The sequence below is a fragment of the Rhodococcoides fascians NBRC 12155 = LMG 3623 genome, assembly GCF_001894785.1.
In the GTDB taxonomy this organism is placed as follows: domain Bacteria; phylum Actinomycetota; class Actinomycetes; order Mycobacteriales; family Mycobacteriaceae; genus Rhodococcoides; species Rhodococcoides fascians.
In genome coordinates, this window is sequence record NZ_BCWW01000003.1 from 334755 (window position 1) to 348003 (window position 13249).

Below are 13249 nucleotides of genomic sequence, written 5' to 3' on the forward strand. Positions count from 1 at the left end.
AGGCTGCGGTGGTCTCGGTACGGGTGCTGTCCACGAAGAAACAATCTCATTTACTTAGATATTAAGCAACTGAATCTCTTGCGGGCAGTAGTCTGACCATGACTGCAGCGAAGGAGTTACCACCGCCATGACCGACCGAAACCACCTCGAATCCGCGATATCGGCGGACCTTCGGGCGCTGTCATCGGTGTCGGAACAGATCGGTCAGGTATTCGGTGCGTTGCACAGCTTGCGGCCCAACGACTTTCGCGCTCTGCTGCATGTGATGGTCGCCGACGTCGAGGGTGCGCCCCTCACCGCGGGTGAGCTCGGCACGATGCTCGGACTGTCGTCCGCGGCGATGACGTATCTGGTGGAGCGAATGATCGCGTCCGGTCATATTCGACGCGAATCCGACGCGTCGGACCGACGTAAAGTCATACTTCGCTACGACGAGCACGGTATGGAGGTTGCTCGCGGGTTCTTCGGACCACTGGGAGCGCGCACCAGCGCTGCGCTCGAGGACCTACCGGATTCGGATCTCGACGCTGCCCACCGAGTGTTCGAAGCGCTCATCGGAGCCATGCGCGAGCATCACGCCGACCTGGGAAACAGCACCCGCACGTAGCCCGCGTTCGCATCGGGATGTTCGAACCGCTGGTGGGGGCCCGCATTGTGCCAATGCTGGACTCCGAGCGTGCCGGTGCCGTAGGGTTGGCCGTGGTTGAGCTAACAGCCGGTCACGGGGAAACGCAGCGAAGTGTGCGCCCGGGTCAGGCGAAGAATTCTGCTCCCGTTGCGTAGATCGGTTTCCCCTTCAGTTCGACCGATCGATGGGATCTGCCATGAGTGTTGAATCACGAGGCAACAAAGTTCGAACCACTTCGGTGAGCGTCGCGGAGAAGTCCGTGTCCGTTGCAGCAACCGGAGCCATCTTCACCGCGCACGACGGCACCGACGGTTCACTCGTCGTCGCCGTCCACGGCGACATCGACATGCTCAGCGCGCCGATGTTCTCCGATTTCGTCTGCAGTCGCGTGTCCAGCAAACGGCATCTGACTCTCGACCTGTCCAATGTCGAGTTCTTCGGCATCGCCGGACTCACCGTCTTCGATGCAGTTCGTGAATACACGGCTGGCATCGGTGCTTCGTGGTCGATCGTGGCAAGCCGATCGGTGACCCGCCTGCTGCAGGTTGCCGACCTCGAGTCGACGATTCCGACCTCCCGACCGACGACCGACCAATAGAACTGGCGGCGACATCGCCGCGACAAGAGGTGGGCAGCTCCTGCACAGGGGCTGCCCACTGTCGTTTGCCGTCCCCCCGCACAACGATCGGGCGGTCCCGCGAATCACTGGGACCGCCCGATTGTCGTGTGAAAGCACAAGGTCTAGTCCTTGGTGCCTTCCGAGTCGCTGAAAAATGCCCAGTCGCCGTCGTGCTCGACTTCGAGGCGCCAGCCCAACTCTTCGTTGTCGGCGCGGCTGTCCTTGAACCAGGCGTGCGCGTCCTCAGAACTGGTGATGTCCTTGGTGGCGACGACGGTTCCGTGCGGGTCGATAACTCTGTAATTTGCCATGCGGTGAGGGTGCCCCGATGTTGCGCAACCTAACCCAGCCGCATCACCGGCACCGGCCGCTAAGAGAAGCGGAAGCCAATGCCGCGCACTCCGGATAGAGCTGGGCAGAAGCCGGGGCTGGGTAGTAAGGCCGGGTTGTGTGGGAGGGCCGGGGTGTGTGGGGACGGCCGGGCTGTGTGGGAGGCGAGGCTGTGTTGAAGGCAGAGCTGTGCCGTGGTGGTGGTGTGGGTCGTCAGGCGGGTTGTCGTGGTTCTTCGTCGCCGGTGTCGCGGGTGTTGTCGTTGTGCTGGTCGGGTGGGTAGAGGACTTCTTCTGGGTGGTGTGCGTGGTTGATCAGCCCACGGCGTGTGGGGTCCATTCCGGTCGGTGGGTGCCACAGGGTTCGGCCCGGATAGCGATGTCCTGCTGTGGTTTTGGTGGTTGCCCACTTTCCGGGGCCGGTGCCGACGTGTGCGTGGTGCATGTCGCATCCGAAGGTGAGGGAGTCGATGTCGGTGGGTCCGCCCTCGACCCAGTCGTCGAGGTGGTGCGCTTGGCACCAGGTTGCGGGGCGGGTGCAGGAGGGGAAGCTGCAGCCGCGGTCGCGGGCGATGAGGACGATGCGTTGGTCGGCGGAGGCGATGCGTTTGGATCGGCCGAGGTAGAGGGCTCTGCCGTTGTCGTCGAAGATGGTGAGGTAGTGGTGGGCGTGCGAGGCCATGCGGATGGCGTCGCGGATCGAGACGCGGGATCCGGTGGCGGTCATGGCGTAGCCGCAGCCTGCGTCGAGGTCTTTGAGGGTCATGGTGACGATGGCGGTGACGGGTAGCCCGCGGTGGGTGCCGAGGGTGCCGGAGGCGAGGGTGTGCCTCAGTGCCATCTTCAGGGCGTCGTGACGGCGTTCGTTCTGGGTGCGTACATCTCGCGCGGCGGCAGCGTCGCGAGCAGCGGTGTCCGATGCGTCGGCGTCGGCTTGGCCGACGGGTTCAGCAGTGCTGTCGGAGCCTGCGTCGTCGTTAATGTCGGCCGTGCTGTGTGGCGTTGTGCCGCAACCACAATCGTTGCTGTCGGTGCACTCACCCTCACCGCGGTCGTCGCCACTGCGGTCGTCGTCACCGTAGAAGTCGGCACCGTTGCCGACCGTCCCATCCCACAGGTATTCGTCATCCGATCGAGCATCGCTCGATCCTGCCTCGTCGGGCATCGGCCCGGGCTTTGGCGTAGCCGCACTGCCACTCCCGCCGCCGTCCTCGTCGCTGGCGGTCTCATCCTCGTGGACGATCGATGTCGGGTCTGCAGGATTGTTCACTCCCGGTTTCGCGGCTTTCGAGAACAGGGCTTCGAGGTAGGCGCGTAGTTCGGAGTCGACGCAGAACTTTCCTTCTGACATTCCGTCGGAACCCTGCTCACCGAGGTAGAAGAACGCATCCCGTTTCCGTGGCCTCGGCTTCGCGTTCTTGTCTTCGTCTTCGTCTTCGTTCTCGTCGAAGTCGCCGTCGGGGTCGAGGATCGAGTCCAGGTGCGCCACCAGTGGCGCGAAGTCGTCGGGCCGCCTCGTCGAGGCGAGACCCACCAACTGCTGTTCGGCGCGATCGCGGGTCTGCGGATCCACAGTCGACGGTAGGTGTCGGAAGAATTCGCGGATCATCTGCACGTGCTGGGCATCGAGCAACCCTGCCCGTACCGCAGCAGCGGTGCGCGGTAACAAGGGAGGCAGCATTTCGCCGGACAATGCGGTGCGGTCACCCAACTCTGCGGCCAGACGTACTCGCGCACCGGCTGTTCGTGGGGTGATTCGCAGCATCCATGCCACCGAGCACGGCACCGAACCCGGATAGACGTCGAGGCCGTGTTGTGCGATCAGTTCGTTGAGCCAGGTGTGCGAGTACGCCGTCACAGACCGCGACACGGTTTCCATGCGTTGGATCACCGCACGCCGGTCGGCGTTCGACCACGCCACCGACGCCTGCCCCGCCAACTCGGCGACCGCCGACTCCACCGCGTCGACCAACCCCGCCAAGACAGGGTCGGACACGTCAGGGGCAGGCGGCACCGTTTCGATGCCGTCCACCCCTGATCCGCCGTCCCCCGAAAGCATGAACAGAATCTACCGCGACCCACCGACACACTTTCGAACACACGTTCGTCGATCCGAGGGAAGTCAGTTGCGTGAGATCAGCGACCGCGCGAAGAACATCAGGTTGGCCGGCCGCTCTGCAAGTCTGCGCATGAAGTAGCCGTACCACTGCTCGCCGTAGGGCACGTAGACACGCAAGTGCTTTCCGGCGTCGACCAGTCGCCGTTGTTCGTGGTCGCGGATTCCGAACAGCATCTGGAACTCGAAGTCGGCTGCGGACCGTCCGGCGTTCGCGGCGAGCCGCTCCGCCGCCTCGATCATCTCGGGATCGTGGGAGGCGACCATGGGGTAGCCGCTGCCGTTCATCAGCACTTCCAGGCACCGTAGGTAGGAGTCCGAAACGTCCCGTGCACTCTGGAACGCCACCGACGCGGGCTCGTTGTACGCGCCCTTGCACAGTCGGATGCGAGATCTCGGTCCGGACAGTTCTCGGCAGTCGGCCTCGGTTCGTTTCAGGTACGCCTGCAGCACCGTGCCGAGATCGGGAAAGTCCTGCCGCAGTTCGCGCACGATGGACAGGGTCGAGTCGGTGGTGGTGTGGTCCTCGGCGTCGACGGTCACCCACACTCCCGCCGCTGTTGCCGCGGTACAGATTTCGCGCGCGTTCTCGAGCGCCAGCGTCCGGTCGATTCCCTGACCGAGGGCCGAGAGTTTGAGCGATACCTCGAGCGCGGTCTCGGCGGTACTACGCGTCGAAAAGCGTTGTATCAGTGACAGGTACGACTGAACGGTGGCTGTCGCCTGCGCGCGGTCGGTGGTGTCCTCGCCCAGATAGTCCACCGAGACGAATCGTCCCGACGCCAGCAGGGCATCGACGGCGGTGACCACGGCGGGCTCCGATTCACCGGCGACGAAGCGGTCGACGAGCGATCGGGTGGCACGCAGCCGCGTCACGGTGGCCTGCAATTTCGGTGAGCGTGCGGCCGCCAGCAGAGCCGGCCGCAGTGGGTTGCTCAGCACTGTGGTCATCGTGTGCCCTCGCCTTCCTGATGGGGGTAGCCGTGTGCGGTCGGCGGGACGAACGTTTCCTTGACCGTGCGTGCCGATGCCCAGCGCAACAGGTTCTGCGGTGAGCCGGCCTTGTCGTTGGTACCCGACGCACGCGCTCCGCCGAACGGTTGCTGACCGACGACCGCGCCGGTGGGCTTGTCGTTGACGTAGAAGTTTCCGGCGGCGAATCGCAGTGCCGAATGGGCCTGCTCGACGGCCGTGCGATCGGTGGCGATGACGGCACCGGTCAGTGCGTACTTCGATCCGGTGTCGACGGTGCGCAGTACGTCGGCATAGGCGTCGGGCCGGTTGTCGTCGTAGACGTGCACGGCCAGAATGGGGCCGAAGTACTCGGTGGTGAAGGCTTCGTCGGTGGGGTCGTCGCCGAGAAGAACTGTGGGAGAGACGAAGTATCCTTCCGTGTCGTCGCACGTTCCGCCGGCGGCGATGGTCAGGCCGGTCACGGATTTCGCGCGGTCGAGCGCTGCTGCGTTGCGGTCGAACGCCTTTCGGTCGATGACGGCACCGCCGTAGTTCGACAGGTCGGTGACGTCGCCGTACTTCAGAGCCGACACCTGCTCGATGAACGTCTCACCCATGCGAGCCCACAGCGACTTCGGCACGAATGCCCGCGAAGCGGCCGAGCACTTCTGCCCCTGGAAGTCGAAGGCACCGCGAATCATGGCCGTGGTCAACACGTCCGGATCGGCCGAGCTGTGCGCGACGACGAAATCCTTGCCGCCGGTCTCGCCGACGAGCCGCGGGTAGGAGTGGTAGTTCGAGATGTTGTTGCCGACCTCGCGCCACAGCGTCTGGAAGGTCGCAGTGGATCCGGTGAAGTGGATGCCTGCCAGGCGTGGATCGGCCAGGGCTACTTCGGAGACCATCGGACCGTCGCCGAGGACGAGGTTGATCACTCCCGGCGGCAGACCTGCCGCCTCGAGGAGCTGCAGCGTCAGGTACGCGGCAACTGCCTGGGTGGGAGACGGCTTCCACAGCACCGTGTTGCCCATCAGTGCAGGCGCTGTGGGCAGGTTGCCGGCGATGGCGGTGAAGTTGAACGGTGTGATCGCGTAGACGAAACCCTCGAGCGGGCGGTACTCGACGCGATTCCACACACCCGGGGCCGACACCGGCTGATCGGCGAGGATCTGTCGTGCGAACGCGACATTGAACCGCCAGAAATCGATCAGCTCGCACGGTGCGTCGATCTCGGCCTGGTAGGCCGACTTGGACTGCCCGAGCATCGTTGCGGCAGCGATCCTTTCGCGCCACGGACCCGACAGCAGATCGGCCGCGCGCAGGAACACTGCAGCCCGCTCGTCGAACGGAAGATCGCGCCAGGCCGGAGCAGCTGCGGTCGCCGCCGAGATCGCGTCCTGCACGTCCCGGTGCGTTGCCTCGGCGAAACTACCGATGACCGACGCGTGCTTGTGGGGTTCGACCACATCGGTATCGGTGCCGGCGGCGTCGCGGTGGACACCGCCGATCACCTGATGGATGCGGACGGGGTTCGCACGCAGTTCGTCCAAGCGGATGCGCAGCCTGGCGCGCTCGGCGCTTCCGGGGGCATAGGTGTTGACCGGCTCGTTGACCGGGGTGGGAACTGATGTGACCGCGTCCATGGTGACTCCTCGCACTCGGGTGTGTGCTGCTCATTGAAGTCGCCTCGACGTCCCGTTCAATCAGCTCATCGGCCAAAGAATTCGTGGTGTACTTGTCCGCATGGCCAATACTGTGACGCTGCGTTCTCTGCTGACGTCGCTGCACAACGCCGTGGTCGAGCTCGTGGTCGCGCCGGCGGGAACCGAGATCACTGTCGAGTCCGTGGCCCTGCTCGACGGCGACGACCTTCGTCGACCACCGGGAACGGCAGCCGATCTGACCCTGCTGGTCGGCGTCACCGAGACCGATGCGCTGCGGTGGTTCGACGATCTGGCGTTGCGTCCGGTGGTCGACAGGCCCCTTGCGGTGCTGACCAAGGTGGCCGACTCGACCGCGTTGGCCCACGCCGCCCGAGAGACCGGAATCGCCTTGGTTGCGGTACACCACCAGACCCGCTGGGAACTGCTGCTGTCGACGATGCGCGGGGTCCTGGACCAGTCCCGCGCACCGGCATCGGAGGACGGGCTGTTCGGAGCGGACACCGATCTGTACGAGCTGGCGCAGACGGTCGCGTCCTTGACCAAGGGCATGGTGAGCATCGAGGACGAGCGTTCGCACGTATTGGCGTACTCGGCATCGGACGACTCGGCCGACGAGTTGCGGACCCTGTCGATCCTGGGGCGAGAAGGACCGGCCGACTACCTTCGCCGTCTGCACGAGCGCGGGGTGTTCGACCGACTCCGCCGTACCGACGACGTCATCGACGTACCGGCCGATGCCGAACTCGGTATCCGTCGACGCCTTGCCGTCGGAATACGTCGAATCAGCGGCGCAGCAACAACACTGGGAACGATCTGGGTACAGGAAGGAGCTCGTCCGCTGTCTGTGGACGCCGATGCAGTGTTGCGCGGAGCGTCGGCGGTCGCAGCCCGGCTGATCACCCGTATCGCGAACGCCCCGACCAACGAGGCGCTGCAGATTCAGCGACTGCTCGGCGCGCGGGGTGGCGGCGTGGACATTCCGTCGCTGGCCGCGGCGCTGTCGATTCCGACCACGGGAACGGCCGCGGTCGTCGGATTCGCCGCCTGTGGTGAATTCGACATCACCGGTCTGGCTCCGTCGATCCGGTTGCACGCCAGCGCATTCAGGCGAGACTCGCTGGTGACCGTCATCGGCGAGAGAATCTACGTACTGTTCTCCGGAGCTGCGTCGGGGACGGCGATTCCGGTGTGGACCGCAGATGCCGTGTCGCGCATCGAGACTCGAACCGGACTGTGCTTGCGCGCCGCGGTGGCCGCGCCGATCGCCGATCTCGACGGGGTGGCCGCAGCCCGGTTCGAGGTCGACCGGGTATTGGACGCGACCACCGGCGACGTTCGGGTCACCACGCTCGCAGAGTCGAGAACGTCTGTGCTGCTGGGCGAGGTCGTCGACATCATCTCGAATCACGAGCAGTTGCGGGACCCGCGCATCGCAGCGCTGGATCGGTACGACGCCACCCACGACGGCGCGATGCGCGAGAGCCTCGAGACGTATCTGGCGTGCTTCGGTGACGTGCGTGCGGCAGCGGAGAGGCTGCACATTCACCCGAACACGGTGCGCTACCGCATCCGGCGCGTCGAGCAGATTCTGGAGTTGGATCTGTCGGATCCGGACGCGCGATTGTTGGTGGAGATTCAGCTGCGGATGTGAGCGTCACGGGCCTCGGCAGTGCTGGACCGGATCACCAGGCTCGGCTCGATGCGCGAGCGACGGGTGCTGCGGTTGCCGGAATCGATTTGGGCCAAGAGTATTTCGACACTGCGGATGCCGACCTCGCTGAATTCCTGACGGATCGTCGTCAGGGGAGGGGAAAAGAACTCCGCGTCGGGAACGTCGTCGAAACCGACCACGCTGACGTCCGTCGGAACTTTTCGGCCGTGCACTTCGAGGGCGCGCAACACCCCGAGCGCCATCGCGTCGTTTCCGGCGAACACCGCTGTGACGTCGGGGTTCTCGGCCAATCGGCAACCGGCCTCGAAGCCAGACTTCGCGGTCCAGTCGCCGGCGAGAACGAGTGGCGGTTCGATGCCGGCCTGCTCGTGGGCCGAGCGCCACCCGATAACGCGGTCGGCTGCCTCGTACCAACCCGAGGGGCCTGCGACGTGCCAGACGGCGCGGTGACCGAGTGAGAGCAGATGTGTGGTGGCGGACTGCGCGCCGGCGACCTGATCGACCGAGACGACCGCCAGATCGCCTTCCGGCGATCCTTCGACGGCCACCAGTGGCAGTTCGGCGGCCAACTCGGCGATGTCGCCGCCGTCGGTGCTCAACGGCGCGATGACGACGACGCCGTCGACGCCCTGCTTCTGCAACCTGCGCACGCAGGTGCTGATCGCCACCTCGTCGAACGAGGTGGGGACGCCGACGACGACGGAGTATCCGGCCTGTCGTGCGGCCTGTTCGACGCTGTAGAGCGTCGACACCGGCCCGTACAGAGCGTTGCCGGTGCCGACGATCCCGATGGTGCTGCTGCGGCCGGTGACCAGAGCGCGAGCTGCGGTGTTCGGCCGGTAGCCGAGCTCCGCGATCGCCTGCTCGACCCTCGTTCTGGTCGCCTCGGTGACGTTGGGATGGCCGTTGATGACCCGAGAGACGGTCTGGTGGGACACACCCGCGAGCCGAGCGACGTCGGTCATGGCCGGTCCGCGGGTCGGCGTCATCGCACGCATCCTCCTTCGCTGGTCGAACACCATCTCAGCATGCCCGGACCGGATCGGCGCGTCACCGCCCGGATCACGTCGTTTTCGTCATCGATGCAGAGGTCGGCGGTGCCGGCTTTCCGGGCTCGCCGGGGGAGAACATCTCAGCGGGTACTGGTACGCCCAGGTAACTGGTGGGAGACGCGGCTTTGTCTCCCTTGCCGCCCTTACCGCTCGCCGCACGACGCTTGGTCCAGATGTCGAACGCCACGGCGGCGAGCAGCACCAGACCCTTCACCAATTGCACTCTCTCGCTGGGTGATCCGATCAGCGACATGCCGCTGTTGATCACGGCGATGATGAGTCCACCGGTCAGCGCCCCGACGATGCGGCCGACGCCGCCCTGTACGGCTGCGCCACCGATGAACGCCGCCGCGATGGCGTCGAGCTCGAAGCCGTTGCCCGCAGTAGGACCGGCCTGGTTGAGGCGTCCGGCGAAGATGATTCCGGCCAGAGCCGAAAGGACACCCATGTTGACGAAGATCCAGAACGTGACCGGCTTGACCTTGATACCGGACAGGGACGCGGCGTGAATGTTGCCGCCGATGGCGTACACGTGCCGACCGAATACGGTCTTGCCGGCCAACGTCGAGTAACCCATGACCAACACGGCGAGCAGGATCAGCACGTACGGCAGGTTCTTGAAACGAGCCAACTGGACGGCGATCGCAAGCACGAGAGCGGCGGCGAACGCCATCTTGATCAGGAACAGCGGCATCGCGTCCACGGTCTGGCCGTACTTCTGCCGGCCCGTTCGGGAACGCCACTGGCTGAACACGATTCCAGCGACCGCGAGAATCGCGACGAGCAACGTGAAGATGTCCGCCCCACCCAATGGCCCGAGTCCCACATTGCCCATGAAGCCGGGCAGGAAGCCGTTGGACAGTGTGCGTACCGGTCCGGGGAACGGCCCGATGCCCTGGTTGCCGAGGACGATGAGAGTCACCGCGCGGAAGACGAGCATTCCGGCGAGGGTGACGATGAACGCGGGAATGCCGAAGTACGCGACCCAATAACCCTGCCAGGCACCGATCAGGCCGCCGACGATCAACGTGATCAGCACCGCCAGTGGCCACGGCACGTTCTGTTGGACCATGAGGACACCGGCGATGGCTCCGGTGGCCGCCACCACCGATCCGACGGACAGGTCGATATGGCCGGCGATGATGATGACGACCATGCCGATGGCCAGAATGAGAATGTACGAGTTCTGCACCACCATGTTGCTGATGTTCTGCGGCACCAACAGCTGACCTCCGGTCAGCACGGTGAAGAGCACGATGATCAGCGCGAACGCGATGAAGATTCCGCTCTGTCGGAGGTTTCGCGTGAGCAGCCCCCGAACGGTCGACAGCTGGTTCATCGAAGTACTCCTGTTCCACGGGTCATGAGATGCATGAGAGATTCCTGGGTTGCGTCCTCGCGGTCGACCTCACCGGTGATCCGGCCGGCGGACAGCGCGTAGATCCGGTCGCACAGACCGAGAAGTTCCGGAAGTTCGGACGAGATCACCAGCACTGCCTTTCCGGCGTCGGCGAGTTGGTTGATGATCGAATAGATTTCGAATTTCGCGCCGACGTCGATTCCTCGCGTCGGTTCGTCGAGGATGAGCACGTCGGGATCGCTGAAGATCCATTTGCTCAGCACGACTTTCTGCTGATTGCCGCCGGAGAGTTTGCCGACCACGGCGGAGACGTTCGGTGCCTTGATGTTCATGCTCTTGCGGAAGCCCTCGGCGACCTTGTATTCCTGGTTGGCGTCGACGAAGCCTCCCGTCACCAACTTGTCCAGCGCCGCGGTGGAGATGTTGCGCTTGATGTCGTCGATCAGGTTCAGCCCGTACCGTTTCCGGTCCTCGGTGGCGTACGCGATGCCGTGATGGATGGCATCGTTGACGGATTTGACGTGAATTTCCTTGCCGTACTTGTAGAGCCGTCCCGAGATGTCGATCCCGTAGCTTCGGCCGAAGACGCTCATGGCCAACTCGGTACGGCCGGCACCCATCAATCCGGCGAGGCCGACGATCTCACCGCGCCGCAGCGTGAGGTTCGCCTTTTCGACGACGGTTCGGCCCTGCTGGGTCGGACTGTGCACGGTCCAGTCCTCGATGCGCAGAACTTCCTCTCCCACAGTCGATTCGTGGGGCGGAAACCGGTGCTCGAGATCGCGGCCGACCATCAGTGAGATGATGCGATCCTCGGTGACGTCCGGGTCTCGCATGTCCAGCGTCTTGATGGTCTTGCCGTCCCGAATGATCGTGGTCCGGTCGGCAATGGCCGCGATCTCGTTGAGCTTGTGCGAGATGATCACGCACGTGATGCCCTCGTCCCGTAGACCGCGCAACAGATCCAGCAGATGTGCGGAGTCGGAATCGTTGAGTGCCGCAGTGGGTTCGTCGAGAATCAGCAGGGTCACGTCCTTGGACAGTGCCTTGGCGATCTCGACGAGTTGCTGCTTGCCGACGCCGAGATCGCTCACGACGTTGACGGGATTCTCCCGCAGCCCTACCCGGTTCAGTAGGGCTGCGGCCTCGGAATTCGTTCGGTTCCAGTCGATGAACCCGCGCTTGGACCGCTCGTTGCCGAGAAAGATGTTCTCGGCAATGGAGAGATGCGGACTCAGTGCGAGTTCCTGATGGATGATGACGATGCCCTCGGCCTCGCTACTCCGGATGTCGGAGAACGAGCACTCTCGACCGTCGAACACGATGTCGCCGTCGAATGTGTCGTGTGCGTACACACCCGACAACACCTTCATGAGCGTCGACTTGCCTGCTCCGTTCTCGCCGCAGATCGCGTGGATCTCGCCGCGATTCACCGAGAGAGTGACATCCTGTAGCGCCTTGACGCCGGGAAATGTTTTGGTGATGCCGCGCATCTCCAGAATCGGGCTCGTCATCGCCGAACTCACTTCAACTGATCCTCGGTGTAGTAGCCACCCTCGACGAGCAGCTTCTCGTAGTTGTCCTTGTAGACGATCTCGGGCTGCAGCAGGTACGCCGGAACGACCTTCTCGCCGTTGTCGTAATCGGTGGTGTTGTTGGTCTCGGGAGTTTGACCGTTGAGCATGGCCTGAGCCATCTGGATCGTGACCTCGGCCAGCTGGCGCGTGTCCTTGTAGATCGTGGAGTACTGCTCACCGGCGATGATCGACTTGACCGACGGCACCTCGGCGTCCTGTCCGGTGACGACCGGGTAGGGCTGACCGGCGGTTCCGTAGCCGTTGCTCTTGAGCGCGGACAGAATTCCGATCGACAGACCGTCGTACGGGGAGAGCACGCCCTGAACCTTCTGGCCCGAGGAGTACGTCTTGGTCAGCAGGTCTTCCATGCGCTTCTGTGCCGTCGCCGGATCCCAGCGCAGGGTGGCAGCGGTTCCGAAGTCGGACTCGCCACTACCGATCTTCAGAGTTCCCTTGTCCAGGTACGGCTTCAGGGTCTCCATGGCACCGTCGAAGAAGAAGGTGGCGTTGTTGTCGTCGGGCGAACCGGCGAAAACCTCGATGTTGAGCGGGCCGGCGGGTGCGTCGGCCTTGTCGGTGCCGTCCTCGTTCTTCAGCCCGAGGCCGACCAACAGCGAGGTGGCCTGGTCGACGCCGACCTTGTAGTTGTCGAACGTCGCGTAGTAGTCGACGTCCGGGGAGTTGCGGATGAGCCGGTCGTAGGCGATGACACCGATGCCGTTGTCCTTGGCTTCCTGCAGCTGGGTGGTGATGGCGGTGCCGTCCACCGAGGCCACGATCAGCAGCTTCGCGCCCTGGGTGATCTGGTTCTCGATCTGGTTGACCTGGGTGGGAATGTCGTTCTCCGCGTACTGCAGGTCGACCTTGTATCCCTGGCCCTCCAACGCGCTCTTGAGGTTGTCGCCGTCGGCGATCCAACGGGCGGAGGACTTCGTCGGCATGGTGACACCGATCAACGCACCTGCGGTGCTGCCGCCCTCGGCCGGAGCCTCGTCTGCGGTCTTGGTACTCGATCCGCACGCACCGAGCGTGAGGGTGAGGGCCACCGCGGCCGTAGCCATGGATAGCTTTCGAAACTTCATCGTTTCTCCCTGTGTTGTGAGGTAGACCGTGAAGCGGAGGCCGTCGGGTGGTCCCGTGTGGTTCGCATCACATCAAAACGAAAGTGTGAGCGATAACATCGGCATTGTCAAAGATTTCTTTTTGCACCCCGCGTGAGCAGTGTGAGCGCTAACATTTGTCGCCTACGACTCTCGGCGAAGCGCCGAAGTTGCGGCC

At 64.2% G+C, this 13249-nt stretch carries 11 protein-coding genes; 3 read left to right on the top strand and 8 right to left on the bottom strand.

The window, feature by feature from the left end; genetic code table 11:
• Positions 1–127 precede the first annotated feature (127 nt).
• Both RFA01S_RS09395 and RFA01S_RS09400 read left to right on the top strand, forming a co-directional pair.
• Positions 128–607 (top strand): MarR family winged helix-turn-helix transcriptional regulator, encoded by a 480-nt coding sequence (locus RFA01S_RS09395; protein WP_032371734.1) that lies wholly within the window; start codon positions 128–130, stop codon positions 605–607.
• Positions 608–887: 280 nt separating this feature from the next.
• Positions 888–1226 (top strand): STAS domain-containing protein, encoded by a 339-nt coding sequence (locus RFA01S_RS09400; protein ID WP_228139356.1) that lies wholly within the window; start codon positions 888–890, stop codon positions 1224–1226.
• Positions 1227–1369: 143 nt separating this feature from the next.
• Here RFA01S_RS09400 and RFA01S_RS09405 read toward each other — a convergent pair whose 3' ends face one another.
• The 4 genes from RFA01S_RS09405 to pruA form a co-directional block, all read right to left on the bottom strand.
• Complete coding sequence (locus RFA01S_RS09405) at positions 1370–1558, bottom strand: hypothetical protein (RefSeq protein ID WP_027495777.1); 189 nt, start codon at positions 1556–1558, stop codon at positions 1370–1372.
• A gap of 232 nt (positions 1559–1790) precedes the next feature.
• Positions 1791–3635 carry an HNH endonuclease signature motif containing protein gene (locus RFA01S_RS09410; RefSeq protein ID WP_072692059.1) on the bottom strand — a complete coding sequence of 615 codons (1845 nt, stop codon included), beginning with the start codon at positions 3633–3635 and terminating at the stop codon, positions 1791–1793.
• Positions 3636–3698: 63 nt separating this feature from the next.
• Positions 3699–4643: a proline dehydrogenase family protein gene (locus RFA01S_RS09415; protein WP_032407174.1), complete on the bottom strand. Its 945-nt coding sequence runs from the start codon at positions 4641–4643 to the stop codon at positions 3699–3701.
• Entirely contained in the window at positions 4640–6289 is a 1650-nt protein-coding gene (gene pruA / locus RFA01S_RS09420; protein WP_032371593.1) for an L-glutamate gamma-semialdehyde dehydrogenase, read from the bottom strand. Before pruA ends, RFA01S_RS09415 begins: the two co-directional genes overlap by 4 nt.
• Before the next feature lie 100 nt (positions 6290–6389).
• Here pruA and RFA01S_RS09425 point away from each other — a divergent pair, with 100 nt between their 5' ends.
• The gene (locus RFA01S_RS09425; protein WP_032407173.1) at positions 6390–7961 is read left to right on the top strand and encodes a PucR family transcriptional regulator; all 1572 of its coding nucleotides are present in this window, start codon (positions 6390–6392) and stop codon (positions 7959–7961) included.
• Here the strand turns inward: RFA01S_RS09425 and RFA01S_RS09430 are convergent.
• The 4 genes from RFA01S_RS09430 to chvE all read right to left on the bottom strand — a co-directional run bounded on the left by RFA01S_RS09430 (position 7946) and on the right by chvE (position 13053).
• On the bottom strand, positions 7946–8971 hold the full coding sequence (locus RFA01S_RS09430) for a LacI family DNA-binding transcriptional regulator (protein ID WP_032407382.1): 1026 nt from the start codon (positions 8969–8971) through the stop codon (positions 7946–7948). The two genes, RFA01S_RS09425 and RFA01S_RS09430, sit on opposite strands and share 16 nt — an antisense overlap.
• A gap of 73 nt (positions 8972–9044) precedes the next feature.
• The gene (mmsB, locus tag RFA01S_RS09435; protein WP_027495782.1) at positions 9045–10373 is read right to left on the bottom strand and encodes a multiple monosaccharide ABC transporter permease; all 1329 of its coding nucleotides are present in this window, start codon (positions 10371–10373) and stop codon (positions 9045–9047) included.
• Positions 10370–11908 carry a multiple monosaccharide ABC transporter ATP-binding protein gene (mmsA, locus tag RFA01S_RS09440; protein WP_032407381.1) on the bottom strand — a complete coding sequence of 513 codons (1539 nt, stop codon included), beginning with the start codon at positions 11906–11908 and terminating at the stop codon, positions 10370–10372. The genes mmsB and mmsA overlap by 4 nt, the downstream gene beginning before the upstream one ends.
• A gap of 8 nt (positions 11909–11916) precedes the next feature.
• Positions 11917–13053 carry a multiple monosaccharide ABC transporter substrate-binding protein gene (gene chvE / locus RFA01S_RS09445; RefSeq protein ID WP_027495784.1) on the bottom strand — a complete coding sequence of 379 codons (1137 nt, stop codon included), beginning with the start codon at positions 13051–13053 and terminating at the stop codon, positions 11917–11919.
• Positions 13054–13249: the final 196 nt, after the last annotated feature.